The 18,923-nt window shown below is 69.4% G+C and carries 12 protein-coding genes and 3 pseudogenes; 9 read left to right on the forward strand and 6 right to left on the reverse strand.

Translation table 11 applies throughout. The annotated features are described in order from the left end of the window. Both HCC78_RS33185 and HCC78_RS15675 read left to right on the forward strand, forming a co-directional pair. Positions 1 to 211 (forward strand): annotated as a pseudogene (locus tag HCC78_RS33185) (hypothetical protein); the annotation flags it as partial. A gap of 661 nt (positions 212 to 872) precedes the next feature. Beyond that, positions 873 to 1,667 (forward strand): hypothetical protein, encoded by a 795-nt coding sequence (locus HCC78_RS15675; protein WP_172329737.1) that lies wholly within the window; start codon positions 873 to 875, stop codon positions 1,665 to 1,667. Here the strand turns inward: HCC78_RS15675 and HCC78_RS15680 are convergent. Next, a complete protein-coding gene (locus tag HCC78_RS15680) occupies positions 1,615 to 2,532 on the reverse strand; it encodes a hypothetical protein (protein ID WP_172329738.1) in 918 nt (305 codons plus the stop codon). The two genes, HCC78_RS15675 and HCC78_RS15680, sit on opposite strands and share 53 nt — an antisense overlap. 456 nt (positions 2,533 to 2,988) lie before the next feature. Continuing rightward, positions 2,989 to 4,293, reverse strand: coding sequence for a peptide antibiotic transporter SbmA (gene sbmA, locus HCC78_RS15685; RefSeq protein ID WP_172329739.1), 1,305 nt, complete (start codon positions 4,291 to 4,293; stop codon positions 2,989 to 2,991). A 951-nt stretch (positions 4,294 to 5,244) separates the two neighbouring features. Here sbmA and HCC78_RS15690 point away from each other — a divergent pair. The 5 genes from HCC78_RS15690 to HCC78_RS15710 all read left to right on the forward strand — a co-directional run bounded on the left by HCC78_RS15690 (position 5,245) and on the right by HCC78_RS15710 (position 9,891). Further along, on the forward strand, positions 5,245 to 6,078 hold the full coding sequence (locus tag HCC78_RS15690) for a MurR/RpiR family transcriptional regulator (RefSeq protein WP_172329740.1): 834 nt from the start codon (positions 5,245 to 5,247) through the stop codon (positions 6,076 to 6,078). Between the two features lie 182 nt (positions 6,079 to 6,260). Continuing rightward, entirely contained in the window at positions 6,261 to 7,289 is a 1,029-nt protein-coding gene (locus HCC78_RS15695; RefSeq protein WP_172329741.1) for a TRAP transporter substrate-binding protein, read from the forward strand. A gap of 43 nt (positions 7,290 to 7,332) precedes the next feature. Then, positions 7,333 to 7,890 (forward strand): TRAP transporter small permease subunit, encoded by a 558-nt coding sequence (locus tag HCC78_RS15700; RefSeq protein ID WP_172329742.1) that lies wholly within the window; start codon positions 7,333 to 7,335, stop codon positions 7,888 to 7,890. Next, positions 7,887 to 9,188, forward strand: a complete 1,302-nt coding sequence (locus HCC78_RS15705) for a TRAP transporter large permease (RefSeq protein WP_172329743.1) — start codon at positions 7,887 to 7,889, stop codon at positions 9,186 to 9,188. The genes HCC78_RS15700 and HCC78_RS15705 overlap by 4 nt, the downstream gene beginning before the upstream one ends. A 1-nt stretch (position 9,189) precedes the next feature. Then, positions 9,190 to 9,891: an aspartate/glutamate racemase family protein gene (locus HCC78_RS15710; protein ID WP_172329744.1), complete on the forward strand. Its 702-nt coding sequence runs from the start codon at positions 9,190 to 9,192 to the stop codon at positions 9,889 to 9,891. Positions 9,892 to 9,947: 56 nt separating this feature from the next. On the opposite strand, the gene HCC78_RS15715 is transcribed toward HCC78_RS15710, so the two are convergent. From HCC78_RS15715 to HCC78_RS34830, 4 genes and pseudogenes are all read right to left on the reverse strand, one after another. Then, complete coding sequence (locus tag HCC78_RS15715; protein WP_172329745.1) at positions 9,948 to 10,556, reverse strand: pyridoxamine 5'-phosphate oxidase family protein; 609 nt, start codon at positions 10,554 to 10,556, stop codon at positions 9,948 to 9,950. Further along, a complete protein-coding gene (locus tag HCC78_RS15720) occupies positions 10,553 to 10,978 on the reverse strand; it encodes a nuclear transport factor 2 family protein (RefSeq protein WP_172329746.1) in 426 nt (141 codons plus the stop codon). The genes HCC78_RS15715 and HCC78_RS15720 overlap by 4 nt, the downstream gene beginning before the upstream one ends. A 284-nt stretch (positions 10,979 to 11,262) precedes the next feature. Beyond that, positions 11,263 to 12,230: pseudogene (locus HCC78_RS15725) on the reverse strand (transposase); the annotation flags it as partial. Positions 12,231 to 13,325: 1,095 nt separating this feature from the next. Next, positions 13,326 to 14,629 (reverse strand): annotated as a pseudogene (locus tag HCC78_RS34830) (transposase); the annotation flags it as partial. Between the two features lie 259 nt (positions 14,630 to 14,888). On the opposite strand from HCC78_RS34830, the gene HCC78_RS15730 reads away from it, so the two are divergent. Further along, a complete protein-coding gene (locus HCC78_RS15730) occupies positions 14,889 to 16,931 on the forward strand; it encodes a hydantoinase/oxoprolinase family protein (RefSeq protein ID WP_172329747.1) in 2,043 nt (680 codons plus the stop codon). A 5-nt stretch (positions 16,932 to 16,936) separates the two neighbouring features. After that, positions 16,937 to 18,910 (forward strand): hydantoinase B/oxoprolinase family protein, encoded by a 1,974-nt coding sequence (locus tag HCC78_RS15735; RefSeq protein ID WP_172329797.1) that lies wholly within the window; start codon positions 16,937 to 16,939, stop codon positions 18,908 to 18,910. Positions 18,911 to 18,923: the final 13 nt, after the last annotated feature.

Below are 18,923 nucleotides of genomic sequence, written 5' to 3' on the forward strand. Positions count from 1 at the left end.
GCGGCAGACGGTCGAGCATCCGTTCGGCACGATCAAGGCCTGGATGGGCGCCACGCATTTCACGATGAAGCGCCTGAAGAACGTGGCAACGGAGATGGCGCTGCACGTCCTCGCCTAAAACATGAAGCGGGCGATGAAGATCCTCGGGGTTCAGGCCATGCTGGCGGCGCTGCAAGCCCGCACCGCCGCCGCGATACACGCTGCCGGGTGACACGGGACACCGGCCAAGGCTGTTCCGGCAAGCCGCGCACTGTCGGCAAAACCCGAGTCTTCACACAGCCTGGGCGGCTCATCAAGCATCAAGCGGTCTGGAACAATCCGGCCCGGATGTGCCGATGGAGCCGCCATCGCCGGGCACATTCCGTCCGGGCGGGACCAGTGCTCCGGCGACGCGCCGAGAGAGGCGGCCGGTCCGCGACGGGGCTCCCCGGACCCCGCTGGGGCTCGGCCGCGGACGCGGCCTCCAGACCTGCGGGACCTTCCCGGCATGCCGCGAGGGCTGTCCTGCAGCGAAGACCTTCCCGTCTTTCCTGCGCTTGCGAGAGGCGAGCAATGCAAGGAAGGAGACCCGGCCGCGGCCACGTTCGAGCCTGCCGGAAAGGGCCATGCCGGCGACTCCGGCATCTGCATGCGCCTGCTGCTTTCCGTCTCCGCCGCCGCGCTGCTTGCTGCCGCACCGGCGGTGGCCGACGATGCGCATGACTGCGGCAATCCCCCGGACGGCCAGACCATTATTCTGCTGCCGTCTCCCAGCGTCGGGGCGGGCTACAGCTGCGGCGGCCCGGTAGCGGAGAACAGGGTCTGGCGCAGCTTCGGCAATGGCGCAGTCCAGACCGCGGACGCGGGGGCGACATACACGGTCGTCAAGCCGCATGCCGATAGCAAGGCCGGCAGGGCATCTACGCCCCCACTGTCTGGGTCGAAAATTCAGTCGATTTCACTTTCAACTGCGACAGCTCGGGCAGTCCGGACAATGCCTCGCACGTCTACGGGCTGTAGGTCTCGGCCAAGGGGCGCCCGGCAGGGACGCGGACGGGCACGGCAAGGACGGTCACCGCGGCGGCTATGTCACCATCGGCAACGGCGGTGCCATCACGATCGAGGCCAGCGCGCCCGACGGATTGGAGGCCGGCGCCAATGCGATCAACGTCTCCGCCAATGGCGGCGATCTGGGCTACGAGAATGAAGGGTCCGGCAACCAGAACGGCGGCGACGGCGGGGATGCCAAGGAAATCGCCATCATCGATCAGGGTGGATTCAGCATCGGATCGGCCAGGTCCCGCTTCACCGCCTTTCTGGCGGGCAAGGCGATCAACGCCCGCGGAAAAGGCGGCGCCGACGGCCTGTACAACACCGATGGCGGCTCGGGCATGCAGACCAATGTCTGCAATTGCGGCGATATCTGCATCCGCTGGAATGCCGGTGACAGTACGGCAAACCGGGTCGACGGAATCCATGTCCAGAGCCAAGGCAGCAACCGCAGCGACGCCAACGCCAACGACAACTCCTGTGACGGCGGCAAGGACGAGCAGGGCAAGCAGGTGACGATGGAGAACCGCGGCGGCATCGCGATCGACGTGGAGCTCCTGGCCGGAATCAGCGGCCTGAATGGCATCAACGCGGCCGCCGCGCGGCATCGATCGGCGGCGCCGGCGATCTGGCGCTGAGCTTGGACAGCAAGACGGCCGGGGCGCAGGCGGCGACAGCTCCGAAACGGAGAGCGTGACCCCGGGCGTCAGCACGGTGTCGAATTCGGGCGGCATCGCGGCCAGCGGCCCGGGCGTGATGGGCATCGCGGTGCGCAGCCTTGGCGGCGACGGCGGCGCGGGAGACGGCGAAAGCGGCTCGGCGGGCGGCGGCGGCGGGACCGGAGCCGACTTCACGCAAGTGCTGGCCGGGAATGGCGGCCGGGGCGGTCAGACGCAGATCACCTCGGACATGGCTGTCGCCACCGAAGGCGATTGCGCCAATGGCATGCTCGTCCAGTCCGTGGGCGGCGGCGGGATCGGTGCAGGGCTGGTGCTCGGCTTCGGCGAAGATGGCGGCGAAGGGGACGAAGCGATCACCAACAATTCGGGGAATGTCGCGACGTCGGGCCATGGCGCGAACGCAGTGGTCGCGCAGACCCTTGCGGGCGGCGGCGGCGGCGCGGCAGGCATGTCGGGCGGCATCCTGACCGTCGGCGGCGATGCGGGCGGCAGCGACAGCGACGGCCAAAACACGCCCTTCGACGGCTGCACCGAAATCACCGGCAACGGCAATGTCACCTCCACCGGAGACGCCGCGGACTGTGTCCTGGCGCAGGCGATCGGCGGCGGCGCGGATGCAGACGGCAATTTCGGCTTCGTGGCGGCTACGGTCACCCGGCAGCTGGGCGGTTTCCCGGTCCCGGAAGCGGCCAGCGGCAGCCATGATGTCGACCGCCGCGTCCGCGTTCCGTCCCAATCCGGAACGGCCTCGGCGGATTGCGGCCTCGATGCGCCGGGGGCGCGGCTGCGGCTGGCCTCTTCCGCTGCCTTCGAGAGGGTCCACCTGAAGCCCTCCTTCGATCTCGACATGATCTGCACCCACGCCTCGGGCCGCACGGAAACCGGGGCGGGGATGTTCGATCCCCCGGTGGAGGAAAGCGATCAGCCCACCGTCCTCGCGGCCCCGCGCTGGAGGTCGCAATCCGCTGCGCGACGGAGAACGGCTGGCAGGGGCGGCTCTTCGCGGCGGCGTGCGCCAGCTTCTCCAGCCGGGATGCCTGGACCCGCAGCGCCAGCTTCGACAGCGGACTCGGGCTCAGGGCGCTTCAAGACGGAGCTGCCGATGCAGCTCCAGCCGGGCCGGAGCTGCGCCGGAATCGAGCTGTCTGGCGGCGGCGGGCTGGCGCTGCGGGCCGGGTATTCCGGCAGCATCGGCGAGGACTGCCGGAGCCGCAGCGGCACGGGCTGGCTGGTCAAGCGCTTCTGGCCCGCGGCCCCGGCGACCTCCGCCGGGGCCGCGTCAGCGTTCGATGTCGTGGACCCGCTGGTGGCCGCCCTCCCCGGGTTCGGGATCTGGCAGGTGCTGGGCGAAGCCGCCCTCGGCCTCCTGCTCGATCGGTGCCAGCGCCTCGCCCTTGAAGGCGGCCTCGAAGGCCCGCAGGCGCTTGTAGATCGACAGCATCTCGACGATCGTCGTCCAGGAATTCACCAGGAACTGGAACGAGTTGCTGACCTGGCCGAAAGCCGTCAGGATCTGCTGCCAGATCCCCAGCGTGATCTTGCCCGCCACGATTGTCGGCACCAGGATGATGTTGACGTAGATATTGTCCGCCTGCAGGTAGAAGCCGCGGGCGATGTTGAAATACATGTAGTGGAAGTAGAGCCGGAAGTAGTTCCGGCGCACGTCCGAGAACAGTGCCGCGACCGTCGGCGGTCCTGCGCGGGACGGATCGTCCTCGCCGTGGACCAGCTCCTTGCGGTAGGCCGCCTCGACCCGCTGGTTGAGGAATTCCAGCCCCGGCAGCTTCACCCCGACCGCGGCCAGCAGCACGGTGCCGAAGGCCGCCCAGAAGACCAGCGCGACGAAGAGCGGCTCGGGGATGGCGCCGACCAGCGGCAGCTCGGTGACGTATTGCGACAGGTCCCACAGCACCGGCAGGAAGGCGATCAGCGTCATCAGCGCATCGACCACCGAGACGCCCAGCCCCTCCATGATCGAGGCGAAGCGCATCGTGTCCTCCTGCACCCGCTGCGAGGCACCCTCGATGCCGCGGATCGTCGGCCAGCGGGACATGTAGTAGTCGTTCATCGCGGTGCGCCAGCGGAACACGTAGTGGCTGACGACGAAGCGGGTGATCACGTAGACGAAGGTCGAGACCAGCGCGATCTCGGCGAAGATCACGATCAGCCCGTAGAGCTCTCCCGCGGTCACGGTGCCGCTGCCCGACAGCGCTTCCTGGAACTTGTCGAAGAACGGGCGGCGCCAGTTGTTGATGGCGACGCTGACCTGCACGCCGAAATAGGTGGTGAAAAGGATGAAGGACGAGCCGAGGATCGACCAGACCTGCCAGCGGTGCGGCGAAAGGACGAACCAGGCCGCCGCGAACAGCGCCACCCAGATCACGTAGAAGACGTAGAACCACAGGAAGGACGGCGTCAGGAAATAGCCGATGCCGACGACGGGCCCGGCCTGGCCCGGCAGGTCGAAGCCGAGCGCCGCGCCGATCCGGTCGCCGGGACCGTACCAGATCGCCATGCCGACCGCCGTCCAGGCGAGGACGGACAGGAAGAAGATCCTAGGTTTCGGAAAGAAGGACTCGAACACGCGGACGCCTTCCGGAAAGGGGAGCCTCGAGCGCTCCGGGTTGTGCGGGAAGAGGCGCTTGCCGGGCCCCCGCGGACGATCCTGCCTATTCCGCGGCACTGTCCCAAGTCAAACCGGCTCGCCCGTCACGCCTGCGCAAAGATTCGGGATCAGGGCCTGCCTTCCCGGCAGTGCCGTTCCCTGTCGCCGCGACATTCGGCAGGCCGCGTCCGCTGCCGCAGGGCTGCCCGGTTTTGTCGGCACGGCCCGGGGGAGCACTTGTACCTCCTGAGCCACGTTGCGCCCGGCATGGGCGCCGCCCGCATAGCCGTCCGGAGCGATTTGCACTGTCCGTCCTCTCGCTAGGGATGCGGCAAGGGCGGCGAGGGGTAGTTTCGCGGCGCACCGGGCCCGGACCGTGCCGCGCAGCCTTTTTGCCCTGTCTTGGGCTCGGCGTCCCGTGCCGGGCGACATTGCCGGCGGAACGATCATGCGGCCGACGCAATGCGTGGCGGGGCAAGCCGGTCCCGCCCCGGCTGCTGTCCCAGCCGGGAGGCCTCAGGGAAACCGTAAAGGAAAAATCCGGGTTGCGGCGACCGGCAGGGACGGGCGGAAGAGGGCCCGTTTCAGCGGAGGTGCCCCCGTCCGGCTCGCGGTCGACCCGCCGGACAGCCGTGCCTGGCATGTCGCTGCCAACCGTCCGCAGCCCCCTGGGCAGCGCCGTCCGCTGGGCCGCCGGACTTGCGGCCCGAGCCGTGTCCGCAGGGTCTGCCGGTGCAGCTGCCGCCAGGGCCGGAACGCGTGTGCCCGGCGGATCGGGACCGGAACGGTCCTCCCGGAGAGCCCGCCGCACTTGCGGGCAAACCGGCTCGGGGAAGGCGGCAGGGCGGACCCGTGCCGACGGGGAGATCCGGGCTTTGCAACCCGGCCGCAATGGCATATCCATGAAAATGTGTTTTCCTGGAGCGTGCCATGCAATCCCACTCGTTCCTGTCCCGCGTCCGGCGGAAGCTGCCCGATCTGCACCCGGCCGAGCGCCGCCTCGGCGACCTCATCTGCGACTTCCCGGGAGAGGTCGCCAGCTACTCCGCCTCCGAACTGGCCGCCCTGGCAGGGGTGTCGAACGCCACCGTCAGCCGGTTCGTGAAGCGCCTCGGCTACGCGTCCTACGAGGATGCCCGGCGCGACGCCCGGACCGAAAGCAGCAGCGGGTCGCGCCTCTATACCCGCCAGACCGGGACCGAACCGGCAGCGGCACCCGACTCCTTCATCGAAACCGACATCCGCAATGTCCGCGAGAGCCTCGAAGGCATCGACCGCGCCGCCATCGACGCCCTGGCGGCGCGGATCCTCGACGCGCGCAAGGTCTGGTGCGTCGGCTACCGTGCGTCGAATCCGCTTGCAAGCTACCTGTGCTGGCAGCTTCTCCAGGTGGTCGACGAAGCCGTTCCGGTGCCCGGGGGCGGCCAGACCATGGGCGAACATGTCGCCCGCATGGGGCCCGACGATCTGGTGATCGCGTTCGGCCTGCGGCGGCGCATTGCGGCCTTCGGCGGCCTCCTTGACGCCATCCGCGGCACGGGCGCCCAAGTCGCGCTGATCACGGACGAGGGCGCCCCAGAGGACAGGCAGGTCGACTGGCATTTCCGCTGCGAGACCCGCTCCTCCGGACCGCTGTTCAGCCATGTCGGCGTCATGGCCCTCCTGAACCTCGTGACCAACCGCACGATCGAGTTGGCGGACGATTCGGGCCGGCAGCGCCTGCAGGCGATCGAGAGCATGAACGACCTTCTGAACGAGCTCTGACCGGGCGGACTGCCCGGATCGGAGCGCCCGGCACGAAAATCTGATTACGCATTGTGCAACGAGATTTTCTCCATCAGGAAAATCCGCGGAAATTATGAAAAAATTTTTGCGTCGATATGAAAACATGTTTTCTTGCATCCCAGAACTTTTCCGATCCAACGTCTTCCAGAAAGGACATGCCGATGCGCACCTTCTTCGCCACGACCGCCCTGATCTGCCTTGCCCATGCCGCCGCTGCCGAAACCGCGACGCTGCGCGTCCTGGGACAGCCCGTCGGCTCCGGACTCATCCAGCAGCAGAAGGAACAGCCCTTCTTCGAGAATTTCGCGGAAAACGCCGACATGGACATCCAGGTTGAATACCTGCCGGTCGATGTCGCGGGCATTCCCGATACCGACGGCATGCGCGTGCTGCGCACCGGACTGTTCGACATCGTCTCGGTCCGCAGCCCGCAGGTCAGCCGGGACGAGCCGACCATGCTGGGGCTCGACCTGGTCGGGCTGAACCCAGATTTCGCCGCCGGCAGGGCACATACCGAGGCCTTCCTGCCGACCGTCGACGCGGCCGTCCAGAAACGCTTCAACGCCAAGCTGCTCGGTGTCTGGCCCGCGGGGCCGCAGGTGATCTTCTGCAAGCCCGAAATCGGCGGTCTTGCCGACCTCCAGGGGCTGAAGGTCCGGGTGGGCGACCAGTCCGCCGCCGCCTTCGTTGCCCAGTTCGGCGCCACCGGCGTGCCGATGCCCTTCGGCGAGGTGCAGCAGTCGCTGGCCCGCGGCGTGGTCGACTGCGCGATCACCGGCCCGGCCTCGGCGAATGCGGCGGGCTGGCCCGAAGTCACCACGACCGTGCTGCCGCTGGCGCTCCAGCTCGCGGTGAACGGCTACGCGATCAACCTCGACAGCTGGGACAGGCTGGATGCGGAGCAGCAGGCCAAGCTGCAGGGGGCCATCGGCGCGCTGGTCGACTCCGTCTGGGCCTATTCCGAGGAGCTCTACCAGGACGCCATGAACTGCAATACCGGACAGGAGCCCTGCGAGCACGGCACGCCCTATGCGCTGGAGAGCGCCGAGGTGACCGATGCCGACATCGAGGCGGTCGCCGGTGCCCTGGTCGGCTCGTCGCTTCCGGCCTGGACCAAGCAGTGCAATGCGGTGAACGCAAGCTGCGAGGCCGACTGGATGGCCACGGTCGGCGCGAAGCTGGGCCTCTGATCCCCGCCCGTCCCCTGATCCCCCGCCTAGGAAAGACGACTCCATGCAGACCTACAAACGCGCCTGCGCGATCGTCTTCGGCCTGATGATGACGGCGCTCTGCGCCGTCGTCGCGGCCGAGACGGTGATGCGCAAGCTGCTGAACCATTCCCTCGCCGGCGTCGACGAGCTGTCAGGCTATGCCATCGCCATCGGCGCGCCGCTCTGCTTCGCCGTGACCGCGATCGAGCGCAGCCATATCCGGATCAACCTGCTGCACATGCGCATGCCGCGTGCGGCGCAGGCGGTCCTGAACCTCCTGTCGGCCCTGGCGCTGGCCGCGCTGGCGGTCTTCCTGCTGACCTTCGCCTTCCGCACCCTGCACGAGACGCAGATGTTCGGCTCCGTCGCCCAGACGCCGTGGATGACCCCGCTGATCTGGCCGCAATCGGCCTGGCTAATAGGCATGGCGGTGTTCACGCTGGCCGCGGTCATCCTGGCCGTGCAGGCGGTGCTGCACGCCCTGCGCCGCGACGCGGGGGCCCTTGTGCGGGAGTTCGGCCCCGAGACGGTCGAGGACGAGCTCAGCTCCGAGCTGTCCGACCTGGAGGCGAGGGCATGAGCATCGCCGTCATCTTCGCCGGATTCCTGTGCATGCTCGGGCTGATGTTCCTCTCCATGCCGGTCGCCGTGTCGATCCTCGCGGTCGGCGGCATCGGCGGCTATCTCGCCTATGGCATGCCGCTGGTGGAAACCATGGGCGGGGTTGTCTGGGGCACGCTCAACAACCCGGTGATGACCGCCATCCCTCTGTTCATGCTGCTCGGCGAGCTGCTGCTGCGCGGCGGCATCGCCGACCGGATGTTCGACACGCTGGCCGCCTGGCTGGGGCGCCTGCCGGGCGGGCTGCTGCACACCAATATCGGCACCTGCGCGCTGTTCTCGGCAACCTCCGGCTCTTCGGTCGCCACCGCCGCCACCGTCGGCACCATCGCGCTTCCCGCCCTGGGCGAGCGCAACTACCCGGTCCGCCCCGCCCTGGGCACCCTGGCCGCGGGCGGCACGCTCGGGATCCTGATCCCGCCTTCGGTCAACCTGCTGGTCTACGGCTCGCTGGCCAATGTCTCGGTCGGGCAGCTCTTCATCGCCGGCGTCCTGCCGGGCATCCTGCTGACGCTGCTGTTCTCGGCCTATGTCATGATCCGCTATCCCGATGCCGGGCGAGACAGTTCGGTGCCGGACCTGCCCCCCGCGGAGAAGCGCCGCCTGCTGCGCCACCTGGTCCCTCCGGCCGTCATATTCGGCATCGTGATGGGCTCGATCTACGGCGGTTTCGCCACCCCTACGGAAAGCGCCGCGCTCGGCGTCATGGCGGCCTTCTTCTTCGTCTGGCGCGGCCGCCGCCTGAGCTGGGACCTGCTGGTGAACTGCTTCGTCCAGTCGGCGCGCACCACCGGCATGGTCATCCTGGTGATCGTCTGCGCGCTCCTGCTCAACGTCACGCTGTCGATGACCGGCGGCACCCAGGCAGTCACGCGCTGGGTCACCGGGCTCGGCCTGTCGCAGACCGCGCTGCTGCTTCTGCTGGTCGTCTTCTACGTCATCCTCGGCATGTTCATGGACGCGATGTCGATGCTGGTCCTGACCGTGCCGATCGCCGTGCCGATGATCGCGGCGCTGGGGGTCGATCCGGTCTGGTTCGGGGTCTTCGTCGTGGTGATGTGCGAAATCGGCCTGATCACGCCGCCGGTCGGGATGAACCTCTTCGTGGTTCAGGGCGTGCGCAAGGGCGGGGGCGACTTCAACGACGTGATCCGCGGCGCCACGCCCTTCGTGGCCATCATGATCCTCTTCGCCGGTCTTCTCGTGGCGCTGCCGCAGATCGCCCTGCTGCTGCCCGACATGGCCGCGGGGCGCTGAGATGGAGGCCGCGACGACGCTCTCCCGCACGGCCTCCCGCGGGGCTGCGCAGCGCCTCCTGGTGGTCAATCCCAACGGCAACCCCGAGGTCACCAGGCTGGTCGCCCGAATCGCGGCCTCGGTGGCCGCCCCGGGAACCGAGCTGCGGGTGCTCAACCCAGAAGGCAGCCCGCATTCCATCGAGACCTACGCCGACCGGCTCAGGGCGGAGCCGCTGGCAATCGACCTGCTGGCGCGCAATCCCGGCTATGGCGGCTATGTCATGGCCTGCTTCGACGACATCGCCGTCGATGCGGGCCGCCGGTTCCTCGGCGCGCCGATCGTCTGCGCGGCCGAAGCCGCCATCTCGGTCGCGCGGATGTTCGTCCCGCGCTTCGCCATCGTCACGACGGTGGAAGGCATGGTGCCCGGCATCCGCACGCTGGTCCGGAAACTGGGCGCAGGGGAAGTCTGCACGGTGCGCGCCGCGGGCATCGGCGTGGCCGAGGCGGCGGCAGGCGGCAATGCCATCGCCCGGAGGCTCGATGCGGCGATTGCCGATGCGCGCAATTTCGACGGCGCGGGCGCGGTCATCCTCGGATCGGGCGGGCTGGCGGGCCGGGCGGCGGAGCTGTCGCGTCGGCACGGCATCCCGGTCATCGACAGCATCGAGGCCGCGATCGCCATGGGCGAACTCGCGATGAGGATGGGCAGCCGGGGCTAGCGGGCAGGGACCACCCGCCCGCAGACATGGCCCGGTCCGGCCCGTCCGGAGCCGGGTCATGCCTGCGCCGGGGAAATCGCCGCCAGCCTGGCCTCGAGCTCCGCGATGCGAGCGTCGCGGGACCTCAGCGCGTTCTCGACCTCGGTCTCATCGAAGCGCCGGGGGATGTGCTGCGGGCAGGTCGCGTCCCAAGCCTCGATCCCGAAGAGGATCGCGCGCACCGCCTTCGCTGCGTCCGGTCCGGTTCCGAGCCGAGCCAGCAGTTCCGGGTCGTCCTCGACCACCTGCGCGCGTCCCCAGATCTTGATCCGCAGCCGCCCGGCATGGTTGATCGGGAACAGCACCGCGCGCGGGTTCCCGGAGAGGTTGCCCAGCGTGATGCACTGCCGGTTGCCCCCGCGATCGGCGACGCCCAGCCTCCCGCCGTCCAGCAGCTTCAGGAAGCCCGGCGGGCCGCCGCGATGCTGGGTGCAGGGCGGTCCCCCCGCGCTGGCGGTGCCGAGGAAGACGCTGGCCTGCGCTTCGATGGAGCGCGCCGGATCCGGGGTCACCGCATCGGGCCAAGGGCGTGTCTCCGCCGCCTGCGCATGGAGGCCGCGCGCGCCGCGGGCAGCCTGCTGCGACTTCACCGCATCCGTGAAGACGATGTCCGGCCCCGCGCTCACAGGCCCAGATCGCTCAGCGAGGGATGGCCGTCCGGGCGGCGGCCCTGCGGCCAGAGGAACAGCCGGTCGGTCCCGGCGATTTCCAGGTCGTTGATGCTGGCATGGCGCACCGCCATCAGCCCCCCGGCATCGAATTCCCAGTTCTCGTTGCCGTGGGAGCGCACCCAGCCGCCATCTGCGCGTTGCCATTCATAGGCGAAGCGCACGGCAATGCGGTTTTCCGTGAATGCCCAGAGCTCCTTGATCAGCCGGTAGTCCTGCTCGGCCAGCCATTTGGCGGCCAGGAAGGCCACGATCTCGGCGCGGCCGGCCAGGAAGGCGCTGCGGTTGCGCCAGCGGCTGTCCGGCGCATAGGCCAGCGACACCTTTTCCGGGTCGCGGCCGTTCCAGGGCGCTGTTACGCAAATCAGTTTGCGCGCCATAGCTTCCCTTTTCCCCTGACACACTTATCCCAGCGCCACCGTGATCGGGGGGCGAGGGCCATGAAGCGGTGCAGGAACGAGCGGCAAGCGCCATTGGTCCGAGCGCAGCCTAGAATGCGCGGATCTGGACTTGGGCAACCTGGCGGCCGAAGGTGAGGCCACGCGCCGCCATTGGTGCAAGGTCGATGCCGAACGGACGTCGGCCGCTGCCCGAGCCGCTTCATGGAATTCATCCAATCGCCGGGGAAAAGGTACCCCGGACCCTTTCCCGAGCCGGCTCATATCTCCACCCAGCTCCGGCGGTGATACCCGCTCCAGTTCCGCCACAGCGCCCGGCCCAAGTGCTTCGACGCCCGCAAGATCTCGTTGCGCGCCCGGGTCCCCGCTGTGTCCGGCGTCCAAGGCCTGGCGTTCCGGCGGAGCGGCAGCGAGGAGCGCAGCGAAAAGTCCGGGGACCTTTTGCCCGACGAACCGCCGCTGCACTGAGGGCCGCGATGGCGCGCGTGTCATGGGCGCCGTCGGCGGTGGCGATCTCCCCTTCCGACGGGATCCGGGCAAGCAGGTCCGGCAGCATCCCTCGCCGGTTCGCCCGGACCGGTGGCGTTGAACGGCTCGACATCGTCGGCATTGCCGGAAGTGACTTCGACAGCCCGGATTTCCGGCGTTTCCCCGTCGATGCCAAGGCGGTTCTTGCGCCAGACCCGGCGTTTCGCGGCCCCGTGCCTGTGGCTGTGCCGCTCGCCTTCGCCTTCTGCCTTGGTGCCTGTGCCGTCCGCTGCCCGGCAGGGTATTGCGCAGCAATGCCCGAGAGGGGACGGGCAGGTGCAACGGCCACTTGGAGCCGAGATGCGGAATGGTGACATCCATTGTCCGACGGGCTTTCGCGGCACCGCTGGCGCCACTGTCCGGTCTCGCTCTGCCGCCGCGACGGGGGCTGACGTCCGGCACGGCCCAGCCGAGCCTGGACAGTTCGAGAAGGCTCGCCAGGAAACCGCTCGCAGTGAGCTCGCACCAATGGCGTCTCACCGGCTCACCCTGGCCGAGCGGCCCTGCCAAGAAGCACCTCGACGGTCAGGCAGGCCTGAATCGCGGCACAGCTATATGCCTGCTGGCGGCCACTGCGCCCGGACGGCCTGGCTGTCCGTTGCATCGAGGGATCGAACCAGACGGTCAGAGACCCGCGCTGCCCCAGTGCCTGATCATACGCGTTCCAGTTGGAGGTCCCGCAGGTCGGCTTCGGCGGTCTGCTCATGCCATCTGGCTACGATATTGGATTCACGATGGGATTCCCGAGCCCGCCTTGTGCAACAGGGCAGATCCGGAGGACCGTCCGAAGCGCGAGAACCGGCAGCCGGACATGCTGCGGCCCGGTCAGGAGAGAGGAATCGCAGGGCGCCGCCGACGTCTTCCGCGTGCGGGAGCTTTCGCCCACCGGATCGATTGGCGGACGCGGCAATTCCACTAGCCGCGCGGCAGCGAAGCGTCGGCTGCATGAGTCGACCACCCCAAGCAGAAGGTGGTCGTCGGCGCAGCCGCGCGATCATTTCCCTCCGCGGTTGCCCGCGCGAATTTGCCCGGGAGGCGCCGCTGGGTGCGGCCGCTGTCAGGCGGCCCGCTGCGACACCGCACGGCGAGGCGCCGGACTGGCAGGTTCCGGCCCGGGCCCCGCTGACGGTGCTGGCCGCCGTGCTCGAGAAGTTCGACGGGTGGATTGAGACCACGGGCGCCGGGATCGACCGCCGCGCCAGCGAGAATGCCTCCGCGGCCCATACGGCCCTCAATCCCTCGCCCGGAGGTTCGGCCGTCGGCGCAGACCGGTCCGGACTCTCCGGCATCAGGTCGCCGATGGCCACCCTGGCGCCGCCTCCGGAGATGTTCCGCAAGCGCCGGGCCTTGTCCGCCGGGGGGCATCCCCCGGACTGTTTCTGCATCCTCCTCGCCCCGGCCCGAGGGCGTGCCCCGCCAATGCTCGACGGGCCAGAAAGCGGCGGATCGGCGGTACCCGAAATTGGGCATGCGTCCGCCGGGACGGCACTGCTCGGTGCGGCCAAACACGTCATCATCAAGCGATACCTCCAGGCGTTCACGTGCCCGTACAATTCGGATGCTAGGACAGTTGCCGCCGATGCCGGGACGCGGGGCCGCGGTCGGCGCGGAGCGGGCGGCACGCGACCGGGACGGACCGCATGGGTCCAAATGAAGGCTTGGGTCCTGGCAGGCCTCCGAAAAACCGTGCGCGCGGACGGTTTCCGGCGTTCTGGGCGGGGTGGCGCGATCTTCCGGCCTTTCTCGCCCCCCGGAACCGGTGGCGCGGCGGCCGCCGCCTCGAGATGGCCGGCAGCCGCGGCAGGCGGGCGGGGCTTGCCGCCGCCAGGGTGAGGACGAAGCGGGAGCGCACCCGCTCGGCGCCGCGACGCACGGCCTGCGCCGCGCCGCCCGCCGTCTCGGACCGGCCGAAAGGCTCCTCGAAGCGCTGCCGATGCCTCCGCGACAGCGCGCGGTCCTTGTGCCGCGCGGTCCGTCCGCCGGTGGCCGGGAACCGCTCTTTCTGCGCGGCATGGAGCGCGATGCAGGCCGGCCCGCGACCGGCCACGGACCCGGCGGCGCCCGGAGCTGCCCATCGCGGCGCCACCGGTTCGGGTCCGGCGGGCGGCGGCGCCTCCGTCGGCACCCCCTTGCCGAGCGTCCGCCGCCGGGCCGGGCGAGCGGCGGTGCATCATGCCGAGCGCCGCCCTGCGTTCGGCACGGCCGCCGGCCCGGCCCAGGCCGCCCTGGACGGCAAGCCCGCTGCGCAACCGGCGCGTTCCCCGGACCTGCGGCGGAACACGCCTCATGTCCATCAGCGCGTGCCCGAGGAAGCCCGGCATCGCGCCAGCGCCGGGCGGCTTCCGGCAAAGCCGCGCCTGCGGACCGGGGGCCGGGGCATGCGTCGCGTTGGGACGCTTCCCGCCCCTGAAATCCACGCCTGCATGTCGGCTGCGGCTGGCGGGGCGGGGCATCGGACGGGGTTCCGGACCGGTCCAGCGGGGCGGCGCCGCGTGCCGGAGGATCGCCGCCCTCCTTCGGCCGCATGCTCTTCATCGGCGCCCGGGCCTCCGCCAGCGTGCCGCCGGCCGGGAAATGGCCGTCCGGCAGCAGCGGGGCGGCCTCGCGATGCGCCGGGATGGCGGCCATCGCCGTGCGCGGCATGTCCGTGGCGGGCAGGCGGTCGCGGTGCCTGCTGAAGACGGCCGGACTCCGTCCCGGGGCTGCGCCCGTCCAGGGCCGGAGTCCGTCCGCCGGACAGACGCCCGGGCGCCCTCCGCCCCGGACGGGATCGCCGACGCCCAGGCCGGCGGACCAGCGGAACGGCAGGTCGCCGTCCAGCTGCGCCACCGGCTGCCGTCCGGAGCGGACCGGGAACAGGATGTGCAGCAGGCTCGCATGGACCAGCCGCTCGGGGGCGATCGAGGGACGGCGGAAACCGGCGCAGAGCGCCGCAAGCTCGCCGTCGGGGCCCGCCAGGTCGTCCGCCCTGGGTCTCGGCCACGTGGCGGCTCCATGGCTCGCTCGGCGGCCCGCCGGATCGGGCGCAGCGGATGCCGGGCCGGGACGCGTCCCGAGACCGGCAGAGCCGGACAGCAATCCGTCCGTCCCGCCCGTCCCGCGCATGGCTGTCTCCGCCGAATATCCGCCGAGACGAATCCCGTTCCGCAAACAGCGCCGGGGGAGGACGATTCCAGTACCCTGCCAGACCGGAATGCTCCCATGACAAGCCTTCAGAGCGACGCCGATTGCCCTGGCGAAAATGTTGGTTCGTCCTTCGGTGCGCCACTGTCGATAAGCTGTGGTTATTGACGGTGGCGTATTTCGCCTTGGACCTGCAGCTTCGGGCCCGGCCAGTCTGGGGGCGAGCAGGAGAGAGAGCCCCATGAGCTGGAAACTGGGCGTCGATATCGGCGGCACCTTCATCGATTTCTGCGCCTTCGAGGCGGAAACCAACCGGATCTGCACGCTGAAGGTGCTGACCACGCCCGGCGCGCCGGGGCAGGAGCTGGGCACCGGCATCCGCCTGCTGCAGGACCGCCACGGGGTCGACCCGGGCCAGATCGACGGCTTCATGCACGGCACCACGGTCGGCATCAACACGATCATCCAGCGCAAGGGCGCCAAGCTGGCGCTGGTCACGAATGCCGGGTTCGAGGACGTGATCGAGCTGGCGCGGCTCAGGATGCCGCAGGTCTATTCGCTGTTCTGCACCCGGCCCGAGCAGCTGATCACCCGCGACATGGTCTTCGGCATAGCGGGGCGGATGCTGTCCGACGGGCGCGAAGAGACCGCACCGGATCTGGCCGCATTGCCCGGGATCGTCGAGGCGATCCGCGCCAAGGGGGCGGACGGCGTGATCGTCGCCATGCTGCATGCCTATCGCGATCCTTCGCAGGAACATGCGGTGAAGACGGAACTGGCGCGGCTCGCGCCCGATCTCTACGCCTTCACCTCCGCCGAGGTCTGGCCGGTGATCCGCGAATACGAGCGCACCACAACGGCGATCCTCAACGGCTATGTCCATCCGCGCATCGCCGGCTATCTCGACGGGCTCTACGCCACGCTGGAAGACCTAGGCGCTCCGGCGCAGCCGCTGCTGACCAAGTCGAACGGCGGGCTGATGCGCGCCGAAGAGGGGCGGACCGCCTGCGTGAACATGCTGCTTTCCGGCACGGCGTCCGGCGTGATCGGCGCGGCCTGGCTGGCGCGGCAGGCGGGCGAGGACCGCATCCTGACGCTGGATATCGGCGGCACCTCGGCCGACCTCGCCGTCATCATCGACGGCAAGCCGCAATTCGGCACCGGCGAGATGATCGGGGATTTCCCGCTGCATGTGCCTTCCGTCTCGGTCAGTTCGATCGGCGCGGGCGGCGGCTCCATCGCTTCGGTGGACGGGTTCGGCGTGCTGAAGGTCGGCCCGGAAAGCGCAGGGTCCACCCCCGGGCCGGTCTGCTATGGCCGCGGCGGCACGCAGCCCACCATCACCGACGCCATGGCCGTGATGGGCATCCTCGGGCATTCGGACATCGCCTATGGCCAGCTCTCGATGGATGTGGGCGCGGCGCGGGCCGCCATCGCGCCCCTGGCGGAGGCGATGGGGCGCAGCATCGAGGCGACTGCCGAGGCCATAGTCGAAATCGCCATTTCCGAGATGTTCGTCGAGGTCGAGAAGATGGCCGCGCGCTACGGCATCGACATGCGCGATTTCACGCTGGTGCCTTTCGGCGGGGCAGGCCCCTTGATGGGCGCCTTCCTGGCGCGCGAGATCGGCTGCGCCAAGGTGATGGCGCCGCGCCGCCCCGGTGTGGTCTCGGCGCTCGGCGGGCTGGTCGCGGACCTTAAAAGCGACTTCATCCGGACCGTCTTCGAGGAAGTCGGCCCCGGTGCCATGCCGCGGCTGGCGCGCGCCCTGGCCGAGCTGGAGGCCGAGGGCGAAGCCTGGCTGCGGCAGGGGCAGGGCTTCGACGGTCCGGCGCTCAGCCAAGTCACCGCCGACCTGCGCTATGCCGGGCAGAGCTTCGAGCTGGAAACCGCGCTCGACCCTGCGTGGATCGCCGAGGGCGACGATGCAGCCATTGCCGCCGCCTTCCATGCCCGCCACGAAGAGGTCTACGAGTTCAACGATCCGGGCACGCCGGTCGAGCTGATCAACCTGCGGCTCGTCAAGATCGGCCAGCGTCCGGGGCTGGAGACCCTGCCCGCTCCGCTGACGGAGGCCGAGGCGCAGCCGGACCGGCTGATCGAGGTCTGGCTCGATGGCGCGTGGCGCGAAGTGCCGCTCTTCCTGCGGGAGGCGCTCGAAGCCGGGTACCGCTTCGCCGGTCCTGCCATCGTCGCGCAGGAGGACACCACCTTCGCCATCCCGGCGGGCTTCGCCGCAAAAGTCGACGGCCATCTCAACATCATGCTGGAACAGGAGGCGTGAGCGCCATGCTGGACAAGGTCACCCTCCAGATCCTCGCCAATCACAGCCGCGCGGCGGCCGAGAACATGGCGCATACGCTCTACCGCACCGCGCATTCGACCTTCGTCAAGGAGACCGAGGATTTCACCGTGATGATCCTCGACCCGCAGGGCCGGACCATCGCCGTGCCGATGGACCTGGGCGCGACCTGGCATGTCGGCATCACCTATGACGGCGCGATCGACATGATCGACGATTACCGCCCCGGGGACATCGGCTTCACCAACGATCCCTATTCGGGCTTCGTCGCGACCCATGCGCCGGACACGCATCTGTGGATGCCAGTCTTCCATGAAGGCGAAATCGTCTGCTACGCCGCCGGGCACATCCACAATACCGACATGGGCGGGGCGGTTGCGGCATCATTGTCCAGATCCCTGACCGAAATCCATCAGGAAGGCATCCGCTTCCCGCCGATGAAGCTGGTGAACGGGGGCGTGATGGACGAGCAGGTCATGCGCATCATGACCGCCAATGTCCGCAAGCCCGACCTGAACATCGGCGACACCAAGGCGCTGATCGGCGCGCTGAAGACCGGCGCGAAGAAGGTCGAGGGGATGATCGCCAAGTTCGGCGTGGACACCTTCAGGGCCGGGCTCGACGGCATGCTCGACTATGCCGAGGCGCAGGCGCGCGAAATCCTCGGCAGCATCCCGGACGGGACCTACACCTTCTGCGATTACGCCGACGAGGACTCGCAGGGCGGAAACCCGGTGCGGCTGAAGCTGGCGCTGACGATCCGCGGCGAGGAGGCGATCCTCGACTTCACCGGCTCCGACCCGCAGCTGGCCTCCTCGCTGAACGTCCCCACCGGCTCGGATCCGCGCCATACGCTGCTGATGGTCGGCGTCTACTACGTGCTCTACACGCTCAACCCGAAGATCCTGCTGAATACCGGGCTGACGCGGCCCTTCACCTGCATCGCGCCCGAAGGCTCCGTCCTGAACCCGGTCTTCCCGGCGGCGGTCGGCATGCGCAGCCTTACCTGCGCGCGGCTGCGCTCGCTCATCTTCGGCGCCTTCGGTCTTGCCATCCCCGAGCGGATGCCCGCCGCGCCGGCCGGCTCGTCCTCGATCGTCAACGTGATGACCACCGACGAGCGCACGCGCAAATCGGTGATCGCGGCGATCAATCCGGTGGTCGGCGGCGGAGGCGGCATGCCGCATCGCGATGGCTCGAACGGCTCCGGCGCGGATGCCGCGTACCTGAAGAACACGCCGATCGAGATCACCGAGACCGAGACGCCGGTCCGGTTCGAGCGCTATGGGCTCCTGCAGGACTCGGGTGGCGCCGGGCGCTGGCGCGGCGGGCTGGCCACGGTGATGGAGTTCCGCGTCTTCACCCCCGGCACGCGGATCACCGCAAGGAACCGCGACCGCTCGGTCTTCCGGCCCTGGGGCATCCTGGGCGGCCGCGCGGCGGGGCCGTCGGACATGAATATCAATCCCGGCAAGGCGAACGAGCAGCCGCTGGGCAATACCGACATCGCGGTGCTGCAGCCGGGCGACGTGCTGCATATCCATTCCGCGGGCGGCGGCGGGCGCGGCTCGCCCCTGGAGCGGGAGCCGTGGCGGGTGCTGCTGGACGTGGAGCGCGGCTATGTCTCCGAGGCAGCGGCCTGCGCCGATTACGGCGTGGTGCTGCGGGACGGCGCGGTGGACGAAGAGGCGACGGCGGAGCGGAGGCGGGCGATGGCGCCGCGCATGGGGCAGGGGCATTTCCGCTTCGGTCCCGAGCGCGAGGCCTTCGAGGCGGTCTGGACGCCTGCCGCCTATGACCAGCTGACCGCGATCCTCGACGCACTGCCGCTGCATTGGCGCTTCTTCGCCAAGACCGAGATCTTCCACCGGATGGAGGGCGACGTGATGGACGCGCTCGACGCGGTGCGCGCGGACTTCCCTGACTTCCCCGCGATCCGGCTGGCCGAGGCCGCGGAATGACGAAGGGCGCCCC

It is taken from the genome of Mangrovicoccus sp. HB161399, assembly GCF_013184745.1.
Lineage (GTDB): Bacteria > Pseudomonadota > Alphaproteobacteria > Rhodobacterales > Rhodobacteraceae > Mangrovicoccus.